This is a genomic window from Gluconacetobacter diazotrophicus PA1 5 (assembly GCF_000021325.1).
Taxonomy (GTDB): Bacteria; Pseudomonadota; Alphaproteobacteria; order Acetobacterales; family Acetobacteraceae; genus Gluconacetobacter; species Gluconacetobacter diazotrophicus.
In genome coordinates this window covers 1,055,975-1,075,531 of the sequence record NC_011365.1, presented here as the reverse complement: position 1 = coordinate 1,075,531, position 19,557 = coordinate 1,055,975, and the positions used below count along the sequence as shown (strand labels likewise).

The window sequence follows — 19,557 nt, the reverse complement described above, 5'->3', positions numbered from 1 at the left end:
TTGCATGCGATAACAGAATGTTATTCGGATAGTGCTGCCAGTAACGCGTCGCGGGCGAAAGCCACTCTTGGCTGCCGGAGCGCGGTGCGCGCCCACACCAGGTGGAATGCGTTGCGCGGAGTGGTCTTCGGCGCCGCGATTTCCCGGAGGGTGCCGGCCTGCCGCTGCTCCTGCGTCAGATAGTCCGGCATGACCGACCAGCCGATACCCGCAATAAGCATCGCGCGCAGCACGCGCATATCCGGCGCGGTCGCGACAGGCGGTCGATCGACGGCAAGGTCGTTCGCACTCAGCCATGTGCGGAGCAGCGGACGTTCGAGATCATAGGCGATATGGGGCACGATGCGCAGTCCGTCTGCCAGACCCAGATCATGGATGCGGTCGGCGATTGCGGGGATGGCCACGGCTTGGAGGGTCTCTGTCCCGAGTGGGATCCAGTCTAGGCGCGGGTCTGCCGGTACGGACGCCGTCAGTCCGAGATGGACCGCGTCCGACAGTAGCCAGCCATACAGGGCGTCTCGACCCCCGATATGCAGGCGCAGGTCCAGTCCCGCTTCGATCAGCGGGGCGAGGCGCGGGGCAACATATTCGGCCAGATACTCTGCCGGAGCCGCCAGATGCAGCGTTCCGGTGAGATCGGCCGACCGCGCTTTTGCTGTCGCCAATGCCGTCTCGGCCCGGTCGAGGCCATCACCGATTGCCATCGCCAGGTCGTCCGCAGCGGGTGTTGGGCGTACGCCTCTGGCGTGACGGACGAACAGCGCCCGACCCAGCTGTGCTTCCAGTGACGCGATATGCTGCGAGACAGCCGGCTGAGTCAGCGACAATGCCCGCGCCGCTTCGCTGATTGAGCAGCATCGGTGGACTTCGACAAAGGTGCGCAGATGGAGGAGTGACATTGATCACCCATAACAGAATTTATGGGAGGCCATCGATAAGCTTTGATGTTGTGATGGGCTACTCTGACTTAAGCTATTGCATTCATTCAGGAGAAGACGGTCATGCGAAGTCGCCGACAACTGATTCTGGGCGCAGGGGCCGCCAGTCTCGTAGGGAGTGGATCGGCCGCTGCCTCAGCGCGGCGGCATGACGTTTTCGGGAAGCGTGGAGGCAAAACACAGATGAAAATCCTTATGATTGCGACGTCTGCGGATCGACTGGGGCAGGGTGGCCACGCGACAGGTGTATGGCTCGAAGAACTGACGACGCCGTTCTATGCCTTCCAGGATGCGGGTGCTGAAGTTACGCTCGCTTCCATCGCAGGGGGCACCGTGCCGATCGACACGCGCAGCGTGAAAGAGGTCGGCCAGAATGAGGCGTCAGTGGATCGATATCTGGCGGATCCGGCACTTCGGCAGACAGTCGCCGCAACGCCGAAATTCACGGCGATTGACGCGGCTGGCTTCGATGCGGTGTTTCTTCCCGGAGGCCACGGGACGATGACGGACTATCCCGAGAATCTTGCGCTCGCACATCTGATCGAACAGTTCGACCGAAACGGCCGGATCGTCTCCGCTGTTTGTCATGGTCCGGCTGGTCTGCTTACGGCTCGAAAGCCTGATGGGACACCCTTTGTTGCCGGCCGCCGTGTCAGTGCCTTCGCCGACAGTGAGGAGCGAGCTGTCGGGTTGGAGCATGCGGTGCCGTTCCTGCTCGAAGACCGTCTGCGTGCATTAGGCGCCGTCTACGAACAGGGGCCTGACTTTGCATCGTTCGCCATATCGGATGGCAACCTCATCACCGGTCAAAATCCGGCTTCGGCCGCGCGCGTCGCGGCTTTGGTGATGGAACGGCTCAAGGCGTGAGAAAACGATCATGACACAACCAGTCGCTCTGGTTGCCGGAGCAAACGGCATCATAGGCAACGCCACAGCCCAGGAACTGAGGCGTCGGGGCTGGAAAGTCAGGACGCTGGGGCGGCATGCGGTAACGGATTTTGAGTCCTTGACCGCCGATCTGACGGATGCCGCGTCCACGCGGGAGGCGCTGGGTCACGCGGTGGACACGACGCATCTGTTCTACGCCTCCTTGTCCCCGGACCCGGACCTTGCGATCGAAGCGGACCGTAATGCCGGGATGCTGCGTCATCTGCTTGATGGACTTGAGGCCGCCAGAGCACCTCTTCGGCGCGTCGTGATCTACCAGGGCTTCAAGATTTATGGCATCCATCTGGGCGCTGCTGTCCGCACACCCGCCCGCGAGAGCGATCCGCCACACATGCCGCCGAACCTCTATATGGCGCAGGAGGATGTTCTGCGGAGATATGCCGAACGCGCTTCGTGGGATTACGTTGCCCTGCGCCCGGATGTCGTGGTCGGCGACGTGATTGGCAATCCGATGAATATAGCCCTCGTTGTCGGGGTTTTCGCCGAAATCTCGCGGGCTCTTGGCATTCCGCTGCGTTTCCCCGGCACCGAGCGCGCCTATCGCCAACTCGTCCAGTTTACGGATGCCGGCCTGCTGGCCCGTGCCAGTCATTGGGCGGCGATCACGCCACAGGCGGGGGGAGAAGCGTTCAATGTCACGAACGGCGATGTCTTCCGCTGGGAGCGGATGTGGGAGGATGTCGGATCGCATCTCGGTCTCGCAATCGCATCGCCGGTGCCCCTGACACTCACGCGGCATATGGCTGACAAGGGACCGTTATGGCGGGAACTTGCTGAGCGGCATGGATTGGTCGAGCCAGATCTCGCCCGGCTTGTGGGATGGGGCTTCGGAGACTTTATTTTCCATACCGAAACCGACGTCATCTCGGATGTGAACAAAATCCATCGTTTCGGTTTTTCTGAGCGAATGGACTCTACGGCATCCCTGCTCGGTGCGCTCGCCCGGCTACAGGACCGGAAGGCGCTGCCGGCAGTCATGGATTGATAAAGCACGATTTAGACCGTCTCTTTTGTGATCTTGCATAATGCACATTTCCGGACCTTCGGCAGTTCATGACGTCAGACAAAATATTCACCAGCGCACGGAGAAAGGACCGTCGTCAGAAAAGTAGTCTCACGGCCCATGGGCTTCGATATATCGGGCGAAGCTCCGGGCGCAGGGATTTTCATTGTCGGGTCGCCAGACGATCCCGAATTCCAGATGGGAGGAGCCACCCGCGTCCCGGATTTCCGTGATCGCGATGTCATGGCCATGCCGATCGCGGATCAGCGGTAGCCACGAGGCGGGAAGCAGGGCGACGCCTTCGTTGTTCTGGACGAGTGCGACGATCCTGTTGCTGCCGATATCATGACGCTGGATCTTTGGCCGGATGCCGGTTTCCCCGAGCTTGCGCTGGATGAGTGCCTCGAAGTCCTGACCCGCGTTGTCGCGTCCCGTGAGGAACGTCTCGTGACGCAGGTCTGTCCAGGATACTTCCGGTCGTGTTGCCAGGGGATGATCAGGGGGAAGTGCGGCCACGATGCGGTCGCTCCACAGAGGCGTGACCCGCAAGGCGGGCGCCAGGTTGCGGCGGGTGACGACCGCGAAATCGATCTGCCCGCGCTGGAGCCGGCGCAGCAGCCTCTTGCCTGTACCCTCGGAATAGCGAAAGACGATATCGGGGTGAGTGGCGCGGAAGTCTGCCGTGAAGGTCGAGAGTCTTCCGGGCAGGACGCAGGTCTGGATACCGATAGAGATCTGGCCATTCTCGCCCTTGCCCGTCCGCCGAGCGCGGGTGTTCATGCCTGCCACATTGTCCAGGATCGTCTGGCTCCAGCAGATGAATTCCTGGCCGAACGCAGTTGGTGCGGCACCGGAGGGGGAGCGGGTGAACAGCCTGACATCAAGCCGCTCCTCCAGGTTGTGCAGCGACCGGCTCACGGCTGACTGCCGGGTGTTCAGAAAACGCGCCGCACCGTGGATACTGCCGTGTTCCGCGATCGCCCGCACGCAAAGCAGTTGCCAGAGGTCGAATGGCGGGCGCCGCATAGCCCGTCACACCGCCTTGCCACGGCGCGGCCTGATGACCGTGTAGACCGAGGGCAGCACGAACAGCGTCATGCTCGTGCCGACGATCATGCCGACAACGATTACCGTTCCCAGTCCGAAGCGGCTGTTCGCGCCCGCACCGGTAGCGATGACCAGGGGCGCAAGACCTACGACCATTGCTGCTGTGGTCATGATGATCGGTCGGAAACGGATGGCGGCGGCCGTCTCGATTGCTGTCCTGCGGTCTACATTGTCACGATGAAGCATCTCGTTTGCGAACTCGACCATCAGGATGCCATGCTTACTGACCAGTCCGATCAACGTAATGAGTCCGATTTCGGTATAGATATTTAAGGTCGTCACACCGAGGGCGAGTGGAATAAGGGCACCGAACACGGATAACGGCACACTGACTAGGATGATGACCGGATCGGTGAAGCTGTTGTACTGAACCGACAGGACGAGATAGATGGCAATCAGTGCGAAAAGGAACGCAAAAATCAGTGCGTTTCCTTCCTGTACATACTGACGTGAATCAGACTGCCAGTCATAGCTGTAGCCGGGCGGGAACTCCGCTGCCTTTGCCTTCAGGAAGCTCACGGCGTCACCCATCGTCACGCCTTTGGCGAGAATGGCCTGAAACGTGGCCGAGTTCTGCTGGCCGAACTGGGGTAGACGGTTGGGTTCGACATCGACCCGCACGCTGGCCAGAGCCGACAGCGGTACCTGATGGCCGTTCTGGTCGCGCATATAATAGGTCTTCAGGGCGTCAGGGGTCAGGCGGGACAGCGGAACGGCTTGCGGGATCACGTCATAGGACCGGCCATAATAGCCAAAGCGATTGACGTAATTTTCCCCGATGAGCGTATTCAGCGCGTTGCCGATCTGCTCCATACGGATCCCGAGCGCATTGGCTTTGGTCCGATCGACCGTGACCCGAACAACCGGGTTATCGAAGGCGAGGTCGCTATCGACCACGGCAAACAGACCGCTTTTAGAGGCTTCGTCCCGCAGGTGTGACATGACGCCGAAGACGTTGCGATAGCTGTCATCACTGCGGACGACCATCTGAACTGGCAGGCCGCCGGTTGAACCCGGTAGTGCCCCCATCTGGAACACGAAGACGCTGGTCCCCTGGATGGAAGCGACACGCTGTTGAAGGTCCATCTGGATCTGATCGGCGTTACGCTTCCTCTTGCCCCAGTCGTCGAGATTGACACCGCCAACGCTGTTGGCGATCCCGTCAATTCCGTTCATCTGCCAGTGGCTATGGCCTTCCGGGATTTCAGACATCTTCTCGTAAAGCGCCTGGGCATAGGTCTCGACATAATGAAGATTGGCGTATTGCGGAGCCTTGACCGCCGTATAGACGATGTCCTGATCCTCATTGGGCGCCAGCTCGCTTTGCGAGACATGCAGCATGACCGGAATAAGAAGGAAGATCACTGCTGCCGTGCCGAGCGGAACCCAGCGATGCCGTAGCGAAAAATCGAGCACGGTTTCATAGCGCGCGGTCATGAAACCGAAGGCACGCTCGGCCATCCGTTCCATGAAGCCTTCCTTCTCTTTCGCTTTGAGCAATTTTGCGCTCATGAGCGGCGACAGGGTGAGTGCGACGACACCGGAGACGATGACGGACCCAGCCAGCGTGAGCGCGAATTCCCGGAACAGCGTGCCCGTCAGTCCGCCCATGAAAGCGATCGGGGCGTAAACCGCTGTGAGTGTAAGGGTCATCGCGACAACAGGGCCTGCAACCTCACGCGCCCCGAGTAACGCGGCGTCGAAGGGGGACTTGCCTTCTTCAATATGGCGATGGACGTTCTCGATCACGACGATGGCGTCATCGACCACGAGCCCAATCGACAGCACCATCGCCAGCAAGGTGAGCAAATTCAGGCTGAACCCGAAGGTGTACATCAGCCCGACGGCACCGAGCATCGAGAGGGGTATAGTGGCAATCGGCACGATCACCGCCCGCACGGTGCCGAGGGAGAGGTAGATCACCAGGATCACGATGAGCAGCGCCTCGATGAAGGTCTCGGTCACTTCATCGATCGACGCCTGAATGAAATGCGCGGTCTCGTAAGGGACGCGGACATCAATGCCCGGCGGAAGAGTCGCCTTGAGTTTGGGCATGATCTCGTTGAGACGCGAGATGATCGTCAGCGGGTTGCCTGTCGGCGACGGTTCCAGCCCCACGAAGATCGAAGGGCGGGGCGTCGGTTTGCCATTCGGCGGTCGAAGCGTGCTGGTCTGCGAACTGGTGTCCGTATTGTCCGGCCCCAGTTCCGCGCGCCCGATGTCCCGCACCCGGATAACCCGGCCACCGGTCGAGCGCAGTACCATATCACGGAATTCCTCGACCGTTTTCAGATCCGTGTTGAGGTTGATATTGCTGATCGTATAAACGCCTCGGATCCGGCCGGGTGCTGCCTGGAAATTGTTCTCCCGGATGGCCTGCGCGACATCCTCGCCCGTCATGTCGTTGGCAGCCAGCTTCTCTGGGTCGAGCCAGAGGCGCATTGAAAGGCGCTGCTCTCCGAAATAACTGATCTCCGATACACCCTCTATGCCCGAGAGCATCGGTGCTGCGACCCGATGGATATAATCCGAGATTTCGTAGAGAGGCCGGGTCGTGCTGGCAAAACCGATATAGGCGACTGCGGTAAAGCCGCCCGATGTGCGTTTGATGACCGGGTCATACGCGCCTTCCGGCAACCGGTATTTGACGGCGTTCACCTTGGACATCACGTCGGTCAGGGCGCGCATGGAATCATAATTCAGCATCATGCGCACCGTCACCACGCTGAGGCCCTGCGTCGTGGTGGAGGAAAGATAATCGATGCCCTCGACGGACGCGACGGCCTCGCTGATCGGCTGGGTCACGAAGCCTTGCATGAGGTCCGACGACGCGCCCGGATAGCGGGTCGAGATCAGGATCGTGGAGGTTTCGAGGGTTGGATATTGACGTGTTGCGATGGAATTGAAGCCCTTGATCCCGAAGAGAATAATCAGGATCGTCACGACAATCGCGAGGACAGGCCGCCGAAGGAAGCGATCAGTAAAACTCATTGTGCCAGCTCCCGCAGGCCGGCCAGAGGCAGGGCTTCCGGGATCTCGCGCACCTTCATGCCGGTGACGAGGCGGTTCTGACCACTGGTGACGACGCGGTCATCCGGTTTCACCCCGTCGTCGATGACCACCCATCCGTTACGGCGGTCGCCCGCGCGTACAGCCGTCGCGGTGACGGTGGGGCCATCGGTGGAGGGCTGCTCGACGAAGAGCGTCTCTCCGTAGGCGGTATAGGTGACGGCGGTTTCCGGGACCACGAGGTGCGGCGCCACCTTCGCGGCAATGGAGACATGCGCATATGTACCCGGATGCAGGTCGGCCGGCGGCGCGTCGAGCAGGGCCTGGACGGAGAGCGTATGCGAACCGTCGATGCGCGGGTCGATGGTAGTGACCGTGGCGGTGAAGTCCTGTCCCGGCGTCGTGTCGAATGTCAGGTGGACGGTCTGCCCGAGCTGCACACTGGCGGCGTTCTCTTCGGCGAGGATGAAGTTCACCCGCATCCGGGCGTAGGACGTCAGCGTGGCGATGGCGTCACCCGGATTCAGATACTGGCCCAGATTGACCTGTCTGATCCCGACGGCGCCGTCGAAGGGCGCGCGGATATGCTTCTGGTCGATCACCGCCTGCACTCTGGCGACATTGCCTTTCGCGGCTTCGAAACGGGCCGTGGCTGTCTCCAGATCCTCGTGGCTCTCCACGCCGGTGCGGATGAGAGAGCGGGCACGGGCGAGATCGGCCTCGGCCGCCCGCAGTTCACCGCTCTGGCGGATCAGCTCGCCCTGTTCCGGTGCGTCATTGAGGACCAGGAGCAGCTGGCTTTTCCGGACGGTCGCCCCGGAATCGAAATCCAGTTCCGTGATCCGGCCGGCGATCTCGGGGGAGAGTGTTACCCCCTGGAACGGTTCGACCTGACCGATCGTCTCGAAATGGGCGGCGAAAGGGACGGGTCTGACTTGCCAGACGGAGACCGCCGTTGCCGGAGTGTCGGCAGCCCTGCCGGCGGCGGGCAGGGACATCAGCACCGCGAGAGCGGTGGCATGGTGCCAGGGGACGGAGAAGCGTCGCACAGATATCTCCCGAAGTTATTGTTATACGCGGATATACGTACCTAAAGGGCTGGAAAGTCCGGGCATTGGAGGCCGAACGTGCATCAGATGCCGGTCATCGCGCCGCGAGCCGGACGGATCGCCACTGATCGGGTGTGACGTGGGGGTCGGCGAGTCCACCGCCGGTCGCCACCATGATCCGCACCGTCTGACGGAACATCTCGGTCTGTGCCCGCACTGTGTTCTGGCGCGCGAGCAGAAAGAGCCGTCGGGCGTTGATCGGCTGAAGGATGGTCTCCCGGCCCGCCTGATAACCGGCCTGGCTCAAGGTCAGCGCGTCATCGGCCGAGGTCACGGCCTGTCGCTGGTTATCCAGTTCCGTCGAGGCGTTCTTCAGGCCGTTCAGGCCATCGGCGACTTCGCGGAAGCCGTTGATGACCACCAACTGGTAATGATCGAACGCGATCCGGTAGTCCTCTTCCGCCTGTTTTTTCCGGGCCATGAGGGTTCCCCCATGGAACAGCGGCAGAGCAGCCCCTCCGATCAGGCGCCACGCCGCACCGGCGGGGCCGCCCATCAGCCCCTCGGCGGCGACGGCCGCGCTGAGGGTCAGTCGGGGATAGAGGTCGGCGGTCCGGACGCCGATTTCGGCATTCGCCGCGCGCATCATGGCTTCGGCGCCGATGATGTCCGGGCGGGCATGCACAAGTTCGGATGGCACCACCACAGGGATGTCCGACGGAAGGCTGAAATCCGCGAGGGCCAAGGTCGGTGCGGTCCAGTTGGCGGGCGAATGCCCGGTCAGGACGGCCAGCGTAGTTCGCGCGGCCTCATGGGCATTGATCAGCGGTGGCAGAAGAGACTGATCGTGCGCCAGTTGTGCTTCAGCGGTCACGACATCCAGTCGGGGTCTCCTGCCCGCCTGCCAGGCGAGCGTTGCCAGCTGGAGCGTTTCCCGGTCGGTGTCGATCACACCCCGGATCACGGCGATCTGGTCTGCTGTCGAGGCCGCTTCGAAGGCGGTCAGGACTGTATCACCGATCACCAGCAGCATCGTCACATCACGGCGCTCCCGTTCGGCATCCTTCTGTGCGCCGGCCATCTGTACCAGTCGATGGTTGCCACCGAAAATATCGGGGTCATAGGAAACGTCGAGGCCGGCCGAATAGGCGGAGAAGGCCGGGAAGGTCCACGCCCAGGGACCGAACAGGGCGGCCCCGTATTCCTGCCGCCCCTCGGTACCGGTGGCGTCGATCTGGGGCATCAGGCTGCCCTGGGCGGCATGAAGTCCCTCAGCGGCCTTGCGCAAGTTGGCCTGCGCCGCCTGGATCGACCAGCTGTTCCGGAGTGCCTCTGTGACGAGGGCATCCAGCCGGGGCGAGCGAAAGAGACGCCACCAGTCGGAACCCGGCTTTCCGGCAGCCTGCTTCGTGGAGTTGGCCGAAGCGACGGTCGCTGTTTCCGACCGGGTTTCGCCGAATGTTGCGGCGTCTGGTGGCAGGGGAGCCTTGTAGGTCGGGCCGACTGTGCAGCCTGTGAGGCCCGGCATCAGGACAACGAGAATCAGCCGGGCCGCGCGTGATGCGGCGGCGACCCGCTTTGGACTATGGGTATGGAGTAGGAAATTGGGTGGCAAGGCGGCCTCCGGTCGTCATGAACGAGTCTCATTGATACGAACATAGACGTATATACGGATTAAAGACCAGTCTTATTGGGCACAGGCTTATGACGGGGGCTCGGAAGCAGCGTTTTCTTGACCCGCTCCCATGATACGCGTACCAATCCACGCATGATCGCACGTCATCCGAAACGCGAGGATATCCGGCTCGACGCCGTGCTGACGGCGTTGGGTAATCCCATCCGTCTTGCTGCCGTGCGGACGATCGCCGTGGGCGGCGAACATCCCTGCTGTGATGTGCTGCCGCAGATTCCGAAATCCACCATGACGCATCATTGGCGCGCTCTGCGTGACAGCGGTGTGGTCTGGCAGCGCCATATCGGTCGGGAATACCGTCTTGAGTTGAGGCGCGAGGATCTGGACAGCCGGTTTCCCGGTCTGCTGGATTCCATTCTTGGTCCGCTCACCAGCGACCCACTCACGCAGGAGACGATTTCCGAATACGACCGGTCCCGCCAGGGTGCGCCTGCCTGACGGGATTGCCGGCGGGACGGCTTTGCTCAGGGACTGCCGGAGGTGGAAGGCGGGATAACGCATCCCGTGCTGTCGCAGGTCATACCGGTGGTAGGATTCTCGGACACTGTTTTACGTGCCTCGTTCCATGACTGGCGCAGGGCGGCCAGCAATTGTGCTTTCGGCTGAGCGCCTGAAAGAGCGTAGGCGCCGTCGAAGACAAAGAAGGGCACTCCATGAACGCCCGCCTGTGACGCACGGGTTTCATCACGCCTGACATCTTCGGCGAAGTCGCTGCCCGTCAGCGTAGCGCGCACGGCGTCGCCATCAAGACCGACATCCTGCGCAAGGCCGACAAGTATGTCATGGTCGGCGAGGGGGGAGTTGTCGGTGAAATAGGCCCGGAACAGCCGCTCCGTCATGTCCGCGCCGTGACCGTGCTGTTCGGCGAATTTGGTCAGCCGGTGTGCGTCGAAGGTGTTGGTGTAGCGGACCGAGGCATAGCGCATGTCGAGACCGCATCGCTCGCCCATGGACGTGATGTGGTCGATCATGGCCTGGGCATCGCTTCGGCTTTTGCCGTATTTCCGCATGATGCGGTCAAGCGTTGTGGTGGTCACTGCCGGACCCGATGTCGGATCGAGTTCGAAGGCCCGGAAGACGATCTCGACTTCGCGGGCATGCTCGAACTCGGCCAGGGCGGATTCGAGAAACCGCTTGCCGATATAACAATAGGGGCAGGCATAGTCGGACCAGATTTCGAGTTTCATGACAGCCTCCGCATGCTTGATAATGTACGATTATACCCGTACCATGGTTTCATCAAGCATTACGAACGCCGATGGTGAAGGGAGCAGGGGATGAAGCCGCTGAAAGCGCTGGAGGTCGAAACCGGGAAAAATCCCGTCGCGTCGATCATCCTCATTCACGGCCTGGGGGCGAGTGGCCGGGATCTGGCGCCCATGGCCCAGGCGCTCGACCTGCGCTCCATCGGCGCGGTCCGGTTCATTTTTCCCAACGCGCCCGTCCGGCCGGTTTCGGTCTGTGGTGGTGAGCGCATGCCGGCATGGTATGATCTTCTCGCGCCAGATTTGCTTCTGCAGGAAGATGAGCCGGGGCTACGTGATGCCCAGACCTATCTGGCGAGCCTGATCGACCAGGAAGTCGCGCGCGGTATTCCGTCCCGGCGTATCGTGATTGGCGGGTTTTCCCAAGGCTGTGCGATGTCGATGATGACCGGGCTGCGCTATCCCTTGCCCCTGGCGGGGATCGCCGGTCTGTCCGGCTATCTGCCGCTGGCGGGGCAGACGGGAAGGGAGGCAACGGAGGCGAACCGGGCAACGCCGGTTTTTCTGGGGCACGGTGAAGGCGACACGGTCGTGCCGTTGGCGGCGGCCCGTCTCGCACGGGACTGGCTGCGTGCCGATGGGCATGACGTTGCCTGGCATGTCTATCCGATGGCGCATGAGATCATCGGTGCGGAGATTGCCGATCTCAATGCCTGGTTGGCAGAGTGTCTCGTGTCATGATGATATCGGTTAAGGGGAGGCAGGGTCGGCCGACCGGCCTGATACCGAATGTTAAGTTTCTAATTATTTTGTCCGGAATAGGGGGGGAGTGGATTGCCCAGTTTGGAGCGCCTAGACAATATTTTCTGCCGTTCGCTCAGCTATGTGTGATGACCGCTGCGCGCCCCCAAGCAATTCGGCAGCGATTTTCATGCGCCCGGAAGCAGACATTCATATCATGACTGCGTTTAGGATGAAGCCGTCGTTCCCGTCTCAGGACTGGAATGGCGGTTTTAGGCTAGATCAGACACTTAGACTTGCACGGACGGCGTCGGCGATTGATCGAGACCGGACCGATTGCAGCCTAGCGGCGGCGTTAATATCGACTCACGCTCGTAGTGCTACCTGGCCGCTGAAATGCTTTATTTTCTTGGTGCACGAGACCCGTATGTGCGTTGTGGAAAATTGAGGTGAGCTTTGCTATATGAATTACGTGACAATGGGTCGCAGGAGGTTTTCAGGTGTATAATTCGGCAAAGGCGGCGCAAATCATCGCTTATCTTGCGCTGAAAACCGACGCCCGCGCGATCAATATGTTGAAGGCGATCAAGCTCGTCTACATCAGCGATCGGGAGGCGCTGAAGCGCTTCGCCGTGCCCATGCTTGATGAGCCGCGAGCGTCATTGCCGCATGGCCCAGTGAACTCGTGGACTTACGACAACGCGAAGGGCGAAGTCGAAGACGCGAACTGGTCAACCATCCTCGATGATCGCGCAAACCACATGATCGGCGTAAAGGCAGATATCGGGGTAGACGATCTCGACGAACTCAGCGACGCCGAGGTCGAGGTGCTCGACAGCGTCTGGGAAGAGTTCGGTGGCATGACGCAGTGGCAACTCCGCGATTGGACGCACAAAAGCGACAACATTCCCGAATGGGAAGACCCGAACGGCAGTTCCAACCCGATCCCGCTTGAGCGACTGCTCCACGCTGTCGGCATTGAGAACACGGCTGAACACGCGCAATTTCTTCGCGATCAAGCGTCGATTACCAAACTGCTAGCTGAGCTAGCGTAAGCAGGCTAACGGGGGATGACTATCGCGAAGAAGGGCACCTTGCTCATTGTGTCCGGGCCCAAGCACGATCCGGAACGTAAGCACCTTCATGTGGTCTGCAGTGATCCAGACGAAGAGGGAAACGTGGCGTTAGTAAGCGTTTGCTCGGTCACTGGCACGAACCACGACACCACCTGCATCCTTCAGAAACACGAGCATGCCTTCCTCAAGCATGACTCTTTCGTGCTCTACGCACGGGCAAAAATCGTTAGCACGAGCAGCCTCACGAACGGGATGGCGGCTGAACTGATTGTCATGCACGACGACATGAACGGGCAGACTTTCCTGCGCGTGCTAAAGGGCGTCTGCCGCTCGTCGCAGACCCCGCGCAAGGTAAAGAAGTATCTTAGCTGCGTTGAGCTGGAAGCCGAAGAAAACGCGGCCATCTAGCCTGGCCTCACTGGTCGGCGCTGGCACTGCCTGCGTGACCATTGTCGTGGCTGCTCAACCGGCCGCTATTCCCTCCTACGACTCGGCTGTTTGAGGGGCTTTGCTGCCTGGCAGTGGCCAAACTTGCGAAGGCTGATTCTGGCATTTCGAAGTCGGGAAAGTGTCGGTAGTTTCTCAGTGAACCGCTTCGACATCACCATTCTCACATTGCTTCGAAACTGGAACCATGAATGAGGTGGTGGTGTCGGCTAATTATCTGTTGGTTGACAAAACCTAATATCGTTTCGTATTTAACGGTGTTACGACAGAAACGGCTTTATTATGAATTTAGGTAAATTAACTGAGGCCATAGAAAAAATTGGCAAGGTAAACTTACGAGGTGGTATCTTCGGTAAGGCTACTTTAGCTCTTATTGTAACAGTCATTTGTATCTCTGCCATTGTTCTGGCAGCGCGGAACTTATGTCTAGATATTGCTGCAGTTATTTTAATACTTATATTTTCTGCTTATTTTCTACAAAGATTTCTCCAATTCGCCGAAAAAAATCCATTGATCGCCATTTTGGATGGTGCGGAGTTCGTTGCACATGAGCGCATAATACAGGAATCGAAGTATGGTGGCATTCTGCAATCACAAACAAATGCGATCGATCATGCGCAGCCAATTATCGATAATGCATCTATAGAAGCCGCTGATATTGAAGAACCAAAAAAAATAGAGGGGCAGTGATGACCGGGTTTTTCGTTGTTTATTTAGATCGAAAGCCAGATGTCACTGCTGATCAAATTGAGGAGAAAATGAACAAAGCAATCGACTGGTATAAAGTCGATTCTAAAATGTGGATTCTCTATTCAAGTTCAAGCGTTGAAAAGTTATATGCAAGGTTATCACCTCTTGCAAAAGAGGGGGGTAACGTATTCATCTGCGAATTAAACATAGACAATCGACAGGGATGGATGTCCAAATCATTTTGGAGTTGGATTAAGAAGGAACGTTAAAGAAGAGTGGGAAAGTGTGTCCGCTTCAAGCGAGGAAAAACTAAGCTTTCTACATCCGACGTGAGGCGCAAGCGGACACAGCTTCGAATAAATAAATCCTCCATTCCACGAGGAGCTGAACTCAATGATTGCAGTTGGGGATCAGGCGCATGCGGAAAAAAGTCGATCGAAACAGTCTATTAAGCCCGCTTTATTCTCGTCTTGCGATTGTCGCAACTTGAGAACCAATCCTGCCCCCGCAACCATACAAAATACAAAAACCCCGCTAAACCAATCGGTTGGCGGGGTTTTTGTTTGGCTGCATGGCGGGATGAAAATAAATACCAACCAAAATCAATGACCTAATTTCGCAGGTTCAAAGCGGGGCCGCTTAACCCGCAACCAATTGCGATAAATGTCCAGTTCTACGGTGACCTTGCCCCCTGAAATGCCCTCGCATTGAAGTAAGGTCTGTCCACTGGAGACAGACGATGAAGAAAGCGCGATTTACGCAGGACCAGATTATCGGGGTCCTGAAAGAGCATCAGGCGGGCGCTACGGCTGCGGATCTGTGCCGCAAGCACGGGATCAGTGACGCGACCTTCTACACCTGGCGGTCGAAATACGGCGGGATGGAGGTGTCGGAAGCGCGGCGCCTCAAGGCTCTTGAAGAAGAGAACGCGAAGCTGAAGCGGCTTCTGGCGGAGAGCGTGATGGACGTCTCGACGCTGAAGGAACTACTGGCAAAAAACTCGTGACGCCCGGTTTGCGGCGGGAAGCCGTGACCTGGGCGATCCGGGAGAAAGAGTATTCGCAGCGACGGGCCTGCCGGCTGATCGGCATGGACCCGAAGACCTGGCGCTATGCGTCACGCCGCCCGGATGATGCCGCAGCGCGCGGGCGGCTGCGCGAACTGGCTGGGGAGCGACGGCGATTTGGCTACCGGCGACTGCATATCCTGCTCGGCCGGGAAGGAATGACGATGAACCACAAGAAGCTGTTCCGGCTGTATCGCGAAGAGGGGCTGTCGGTCCGCAAGCGTGGCGGCCGGAAACGGGCGCTGGGCACGCGCTCGCCGATGATGCTGCCCGACGGGCCGAACCAGCGCTGGAGCCTGGATTTCGTCTCGGATGCATTGAACAACGGACGGCGCTTCCGGGTGCTGACGGTGGTCGACGACTACACGCGCGAATGTCTGGCGCTGGTGGCGGACACCTCGTTATCAGGCGAACGCCTCGGTCGTGAACTCGACCGGATCGGCGAGCATCGCGGCTGGCCGCTGATGATCGTTAGCGACAATGGCACCGAGATGACATCGAACGCGATCCTGGCCTGGCAGCAGAAGCGATCGGTGCTGTGGCACTATATCGCACCGGGCAAGCCGCAGCAGAACGGGTTCGTCGAGAGCTTCAACGGCCGGTTCCGCGACGAATGCCTCAATGAGCATCTGTTCCGTAACATCGCCCACGCTCGGACGGTCATCGAGGACTGGCGGGCCGACTACAACGCCGTCAGGCCTCACACCAGCCTCAATGGCATGACGCCAGAGGCTTTCGCTCAACACGCCACCAAGGCATACAACAATACACAGACCCTAACTCAAAACTGAGGGCACGTTCGGGGCAGGGTCACACCTAATGGGCTGGTGGTTGCGAGCCACCAGCCTATCAATGCTTTACCCATAACAGTATTATTAAGTGAGGAAATATGCCTTCTATAAATACTATGAACTGTGCAGAACTACATGCTGCGTTGAAACATATTAAAAAACTCGAAGAATTTGTTGCTCAAGAAAGTCAACGAAATCAGGGGCCAGGATGGTCTTATGTAATTGATATTTTGGACAGGGATAGAAAAATTGTCGAAAATGAAATAAAAAAACGCTGCTAATTTACATTTAATTTTATAGTAAATAAGGGCGCAAGTTGCACCCTTATTTTTACCCAAAAAGGTAAAAAGTATCTTGCGGCTTGAGTTACCCTCATTTGAGGGTAACTCATCAAATCAACAGGCTATGACTCACGTTTTTAGGCTGTTTTCGGACTTTTGAAACAGTCACTTAGCGATACGCTGGCCGCGAAGGACGGCACCGATGGTTTCTATACGTCGAAAGCAACGGCGACGACGACGGCGGACGATTTCCGCGTCGGCAGCAACATGGCGTATTTCAATGGTCGTGTTCATACGGGGCCGATCAGGCATGATCTGGTCATCGGTACCAACGGTTAGAGCCTGTTTGGAAAGTCGCTGAAGTGTGATTCAAGCTCTGGATGTGGACGCCAGAGCAGAGAGGCCGCATGGCCAGGATTACCCGCAAGACGAAGCGTTATCCGTCTGATATGACGGAGGAGGAATGGGCGCGCATCGCGCCACTGATGCCCGAGCCGGGACGCACGGGGCGTCCGCGCGAGATCGAATTCCGCGAGGTGATCAACGCGGTTCGTTACCTGGTTCGATCCGGCTGCGGCTGGCGAATGCTGCCGATCCATTTCGGGCATTGGCGTACGGTCTATGGTTGGTTCAGGGAATTGGCCCGGCGGTTCCTGTTCCAGACCATTCATGATGTGGAACTGATGCTTGACCGGGAGCGCTCGGGCCGTGAAGCCAGCCCTTCGGCCGGAGTGATCGACAGCCAGAGCATCAAGGCGCCGCACGCGAAAACAAGAGGTTACGACGCTGGAAAGAAGATTGTCGGGCGCAAGCGGCATATCGCCGTGGATACGGACGGACGCCTGCTGATGGTCAACCTGACGCCGGCGGACATCTCCGACAGCGCCGGAGCGCAGATGATCCTGGACGCGATCCGCAAGCGCTGGCCGTGGGTCAAGCATCTATTCGCGGACGGTGCCTATGACCGGCTCCAGTTGATGGACAAGGCTGCCTACCTGGACTTCGTCGTCGAGGTGATCCGTCGCAGGGACGGAGCGAAAGGCTTTGAGGTTCTCCCCCGGCGCTGGGTCGTGGAGCGAACCTTCGGATGGATGACCCGATGGCGACGCCTCGTGCGCGATTACGAGCGTCGCATCGATGTCTCACAGGCCATGATCTTCGTCGCCATGGGCGCCAATCTCACCCGAAGAAACGCTCATCCATGACTTTCCAAACAGGCTCTTACATGATGGGAAACTATAATCCGACGAGTGCGGTAACGGCGCCGCAAAACCTGGGAACGTACAATATGTATGGTGCTGCGCCCACCGGCGGCACGCAGCCTTATTATCAGGGACGTTACAAATCCAGCACCATTACCAGCCAGTCCTTTATCGTGGGCGATACGCTGACGATCAATAAACATTGGTCGATCATGGGGACGCTCGCCTGGAGCTGGATCGATCAGGCAGGTGCGCTCAATGCCACCAGTCCGCTCAAGCAGAGCTTCCAGGCCAACGCTGCCTTCAGTCCGACGACCAGCCTGATGTACAAGCCGACCGACAACCAGACCTTCTATTTTATACCAACTCCGGTCCGCCCTGACTCATATGTGATTGCCTGACGGTATCGTTCTGGAACGAGCTGTGATTCACAGGATGCCGAACCGGGCGGGAGGCATCCGAATGGGCGGGGCGTTAGCGTTGCGTGAGGATTATGATGCGGCGGGACTGCGTGCTCTGGCGCGGACAACGAGGCATGCGGGCCAGGCGCGTCGGCTTCTGGCGCTGGCGGCGATCTACGATGGTGCGTCACGCGGAGACGCGGCACGACTGGCTGGGACGGATCGGCAGATTGTGCGGGACTGGGTGGTGCGTTTCAACGCCGAGGGCCCGGATGGCGTGCGGGATCATCATGGGGGCGGTGTCGTTCCCCGCCTGACACCAGCCATGTTGGAAGCGCTGATGCGCCGGATCGAGGACGGCCCGATCGCTGCCGTGCATGGGGTGGTGCGCTGGCGGCAGGCTGATCTGGGGCAATGGCTTTATGAGGAATTCGGCGTCTCTCTTTCGCGCAGCCGGCTGAGCGCCGTTATCCGGGGCCTCGACTTCCGCCTTCTGACGGGACGCCCCCGGCACCATGCCCAGGATCCCGAGGCCCAGGACGTTTTTAAAAAAGCTTCCCCGACGTCATGGCCGGGATCCGGGCCCGGCATCCCGGCAAGGCCATCGAACTCTGGTGGGGCGACGAGGCGAGGGTCGGCCAGAAAACGAAGCTGACGCGCCGCTGGGCCAGACGCGGCACCCGTCCACGCGCGCCTGCCGATCAGCGCACACGTTCGGCCTGGATCTTCGGAGCGATCTGTCCGGCGCTAGGCAAGGGAGCGGCCCTCGTCCTGCCCTGGTGCAACCTCCACGCCATGAACCGGCATCTCGACGAGATCTCGCAGGCCGTAGCGCCGGGCGCTCACGCTATCCTCATCGTCGATCAGGCAGCGTGGCATACCAGCCCGAAACTCGATATCCCCGCCAACATCACCATCCTGCCGCTCCCGCCACGCTCGCCCGAACTCAATCCGGTGGAAAACGTCTGGCAGTTCATGCGCAATACCTGGCTGTCGAACCGGATCTTCCGCACCTACGACGACATCGTCGATATCTGCTGCCACGCCTGGAACCAGCTCGTCGACCAGCCCTGGCGCATCATGTCCCTCGGGCTACGACAATGGGCACATGGGTTTTAACAAACAGGAGTTGGTATTACCTATGGGCAGTCGGTCGAGGCGGGACCCGTTACGCCCAACAGTCAATATTATACCAACACGAACATCGCATTGCCGATCGCGCATTCCGAAGAGTATGAAGTTGGCTATAAAGTGCGGTATCAGAAAATGCATTTCAACGTCGATGGTTTCCGCATGACCTCGCCCTATGCGATGTATGTCGGCGCGGCGAATGGTACGTGCGCCGGCGGTAAGACCTGCCAGACCTACACATATGGCGGAACGCAGCGCAATTATGGCGTGGAAGCCCAGGTTTCGGGTGAGGTTCTGCCTAACCTTTCCGTTCTTGCCGGTATGACCTGGCTGGATGCGGAACTGGTCGGCAGCAAGACCGCCGCCTACAACAACAAGGAAATTGTGGGCGCCGCGCCGTTGCAAGCCAGTCTGTTGCTGGACTACCGCCTGCCGGCGAGGTTGGGTTCCTTCGCGTCGGGTTGGGCCTTCAATGCCGGGGTCCATTATATTGGCAACCGTGCGGCCAATGTGACCAATACGCTGCATACCGGATCGTACACGACGCTGGAACTGGGCACGCGTTATGCCTTCCACGTCGCCCGGTTTCCGTGGGTCGCGCGTTTTGGCGTCAGCAATGTCACGAACGAACGGTACTGGGCATCGGTTTATACCGGTGCGCCGAGTGGCACGTCCGGCGCGGCATCAACCTTGTATGCGGGGCTGCCGCGCGTCTATCACTTTACCTTGTCGGCGGAGTTCTGAGGCGCCGTCCGTTAGTGACCGTGTCTGAGCTGCGG

18 protein-coding genes and 2 pseudogenes are annotated in these 19,557 nt (G+C 59.3%); 14 read left to right on the top strand and 6 right to left on the bottom strand.

Annotation, left to right across the window (positions count from 1 at the left end):
- Positions 1-20 precede the first annotated feature (20 nt).
- Positions 21-899 (bottom strand): LysR family transcriptional regulator, encoded by an 879-nt coding sequence (locus tag GDIA_RS04700; protein WP_012553449.1) that lies wholly within the window; start codon positions 897-899, stop codon positions 21-23.
- 222 nt (positions 900-1,121) lie between these two features.
- Between GDIA_RS04700 and GDIA_RS04695 the strand changes: the two genes are divergently transcribed.
- Together GDIA_RS04695 and GDIA_RS04690 are read left to right on the top strand one after the other, a co-directional pair.
- On the top strand, positions 1,122-1,805 hold the full coding sequence (locus GDIA_RS04695; RefSeq protein WP_043458699.1) for a type 1 glutamine amidotransferase domain-containing protein: 684 nt from the start codon (positions 1,122-1,124) through the stop codon (positions 1,803-1,805).
- A 10-nt stretch (positions 1,806-1,815) separates the two neighbouring features.
- Complete coding sequence (locus GDIA_RS04690) at positions 1,816-2,871, top strand: SDR family oxidoreductase (RefSeq protein ID WP_012553447.1); 1,056 nt, start codon at positions 1,816-1,818, stop codon at positions 2,869-2,871.
- 129 nt (positions 2,872-3,000) lie between these two features.
- On the opposite strand, the gene GDIA_RS04685 is transcribed toward GDIA_RS04690, so the two are convergent.
- The 4 genes from GDIA_RS04685 to GDIA_RS04670 all read right to left on the bottom strand — a co-directional run bounded on the left by GDIA_RS04685 (position 3,001) and on the right by GDIA_RS04670 (position 9,582).
- On the bottom strand, positions 3,001-3,915 hold the full coding sequence (locus tag GDIA_RS04685; protein WP_012553446.1) for a LysR family transcriptional regulator: 915 nt from the start codon (positions 3,913-3,915) through the stop codon (positions 3,001-3,003).
- A gap of 6 nt (positions 3,916-3,921) precedes the next feature.
- Positions 3,922-6,987, bottom strand: coding sequence for an efflux RND transporter permease subunit (locus GDIA_RS04680; protein WP_012553445.1), 3,066 nt, complete (start codon positions 6,985-6,987; stop codon positions 3,922-3,924).
- Positions 6,984-8,054 (bottom strand): efflux RND transporter periplasmic adaptor subunit, encoded by a 1,071-nt coding sequence (locus GDIA_RS04675; RefSeq protein WP_012553444.1) that lies wholly within the window; start codon positions 8,052-8,054, stop codon positions 6,984-6,986. The genes GDIA_RS04680 and GDIA_RS04675 overlap by 4 nt, the downstream gene beginning before the upstream one ends.
- 94 nt (positions 8,055-8,148) lie before the next feature.
- Positions 8,149-9,582: an efflux transporter outer membrane subunit gene (locus GDIA_RS04670; RefSeq protein ID WP_244455102.1), complete on the bottom strand. Its 1,434-nt coding sequence runs from the start codon at positions 9,580-9,582 to the stop codon at positions 8,149-8,151.
- Between the two features lie 204 nt (positions 9,583-9,786).
- Here GDIA_RS04670 and GDIA_RS04665 point away from each other — a divergent pair, with 204 nt between their 5' ends.
- Positions 9,787-10,185: an ArsR/SmtB family transcription factor gene (locus GDIA_RS04665; protein ID WP_233056741.1), complete on the top strand. Its 399-nt coding sequence runs from the start codon at positions 9,787-9,789 to the stop codon at positions 10,183-10,185.
- 26 nt (positions 10,186-10,211) lie between these two features.
- Here GDIA_RS04665 and GDIA_RS04660 read toward each other — a convergent pair whose 3' ends face one another.
- Positions 10,212-10,934: a DsbA family oxidoreductase gene (locus GDIA_RS04660; protein WP_012553441.1), complete on the bottom strand. Its 723-nt coding sequence runs from the start codon at positions 10,932-10,934 to the stop codon at positions 10,212-10,214.
- Between the two features lie 90 nt (positions 10,935-11,024).
- Between GDIA_RS04660 and GDIA_RS04655 the strand changes: the two genes are divergently transcribed.
- From GDIA_RS04655 to GDIA_RS04605, 11 genes and pseudogenes are all read left to right on the top strand, one after another.
- Positions 11,025-11,693 (top strand): alpha/beta hydrolase, encoded by a 669-nt coding sequence (locus GDIA_RS04655; protein WP_012553440.1) that lies wholly within the window; start codon positions 11,025-11,027, stop codon positions 11,691-11,693.
- Between the two features lie 500 nt (positions 11,694-12,193).
- Positions 12,194-12,748: a Panacea domain-containing protein gene (locus GDIA_RS04650; RefSeq protein ID WP_012553439.1), complete on the top strand. Its 555-nt coding sequence runs from the start codon at positions 12,194-12,196 to the stop codon at positions 12,746-12,748.
- Positions 12,749-12,763: 15 nt separating this feature from the next.
- On the top strand, positions 12,764-13,177 hold the full coding sequence (locus GDIA_RS04645) for a hypothetical protein (protein ID WP_012553438.1): 414 nt from the start codon (positions 12,764-12,766) through the stop codon (positions 13,175-13,177).
- Between the two features lie 321 nt (positions 13,178-13,498).
- Positions 13,499-13,906: a hypothetical protein gene (locus GDIA_RS19065; RefSeq protein ID WP_157864139.1), complete on the top strand. Its 408-nt coding sequence runs from the start codon at positions 13,499-13,501 to the stop codon at positions 13,904-13,906.
- On the top strand, positions 13,906-14,175 hold the full coding sequence (locus GDIA_RS19060; protein WP_157864137.1) for a hypothetical protein: 270 nt from the start codon (positions 13,906-13,908) through the stop codon (positions 14,173-14,175). Before GDIA_RS19065 ends, GDIA_RS19060 begins: the two co-directional genes overlap by 1 nt.
- Before the next feature lie 470 nt (positions 14,176-14,645).
- Positions 14,646-15,763, top strand: a protein-coding gene (locus tag GDIA_RS04635; RefSeq protein ID WP_157864127.1) for an IS3-like element ISGdi11 family transposase whose coding sequence is annotated in 2 segments (ribosomal slippage) — positions 14,646-14,898 and positions 14,898-15,763 — 1,119 coding nt in all. Because the reading frame shifts where the segments join, the coding sequence is not laid out codon by codon here.
- A 437-nt stretch (positions 15,764-16,200) separates the two neighbouring features.
- Complete coding sequence (locus tag GDIA_RS04630; protein ID WP_043458697.1) at positions 16,201-16,383, top strand: hypothetical protein; 183 nt, start codon at positions 16,201-16,203, stop codon at positions 16,381-16,383.
- Positions 16,384-16,424: 41 nt separating this feature from the next.
- Positions 16,425-17,249, top strand: coding sequence for an IS5-like element ISGdi2 family transposase (locus tag GDIA_RS04625; RefSeq protein ID WP_012553437.1), 825 nt, complete (start codon positions 16,425-16,427; stop codon positions 17,247-17,249).
- A pseudogene (locus GDIA_RS04620) lies at positions 17,210-17,632 on the top strand (TonB-dependent receptor domain-containing protein); the annotation flags it as partial. The gene GDIA_RS04625 and the pseudogene GDIA_RS04620, both read left to right, overlap by 40 nt.
- Before the next feature lie 76 nt (positions 17,633-17,708).
- Positions 17,709-18,766 (top strand): IS630-like element ISGdi4 family transposase gene (locus GDIA_RS18350; protein WP_157864088.1). Its coding sequence is split into 2 segments (ribosomal slippage): positions 17,709-18,201 and positions 18,201-18,766, totalling 1,059 coding nucleotides; the frame shifts between segments, so codons are not numbered across the junction.
- Between the two features lie 18 nt (positions 18,767-18,784).
- Positions 18,785-19,522, top strand: a pseudogene (locus GDIA_RS04605) (TonB-dependent receptor domain-containing protein); the annotation flags it as partial.
- Positions 19,523-19,557: the final 35 nt, after the last annotated feature.

Coding starts and splice junctions, on each gene's coding strand:
- GDIA_RS04685 (WP_012553446.1), bottom strand. CDS start 3,915: ATGCGGCGCCCGCCATTCGACCTCTGGCAACTGCTTTGCGTGCGGGCG.
- GDIA_RS04670 (WP_244455102.1), bottom strand. CDS start 9,582: ATGCCGGGCCTCACAGGCTGCACAGTCGGCCCGACCTACAAGGCTCCC.
- GDIA_RS04690 (WP_012553447.1), top strand. CDS start 1,816: ATGACACAACCAGTCGCTCTGGTTGCCGGAGCAAACGGCATCATAGGC.
- GDIA_RS04660 (WP_012553441.1), bottom strand. CDS start 10,934: ATGAAACTCGAAATCTGGTCCGACTATGCCTGCCCCTATTGTTATATC.
- GDIA_RS04625 (WP_012553437.1), top strand. CDS start 16,425: ATGTGGACGCCAGAGCAGAGAGGCCGCATGGCCAGGATTACCCGCAAG.
- GDIA_RS19065 (WP_157864139.1), top strand. CDS start 13,499: ATGAATTTAGGTAAATTAACTGAGGCCATAGAAAAAATTGGCAAGGTA.
- GDIA_RS04655 (WP_012553440.1), top strand. CDS start 11,025: ATGAAGCCGCTGAAAGCGCTGGAGGTCGAAACCGGGAAAAATCCCGTC.
- GDIA_RS04700 (WP_012553449.1), bottom strand. CDS start 899: ATGTCACTCCTCCATCTGCGCACCTTTGTCGAAGTCCACCGATGCTGC.
- GDIA_RS04645 (WP_012553438.1), top strand. CDS start 12,764: ATGACTATCGCGAAGAAGGGCACCTTGCTCATTGTGTCCGGGCCCAAG.
- GDIA_RS19060 (WP_157864137.1), top strand. CDS start 13,906: ATGACCGGGTTTTTCGTTGTTTATTTAGATCGAAAGCCAGATGTCACT.
- GDIA_RS04680 (WP_012553445.1), bottom strand. CDS start 6,987: ATGAGTTTTACTGATCGCTTCCTTCGGCGGCCTGTCCTCGCGATTGTC.
- GDIA_RS04695 (WP_043458699.1), top strand. CDS start 1,122: ATGAAAATCCTTATGATTGCGACGTCTGCGGATCGACTGGGGCAGGGT.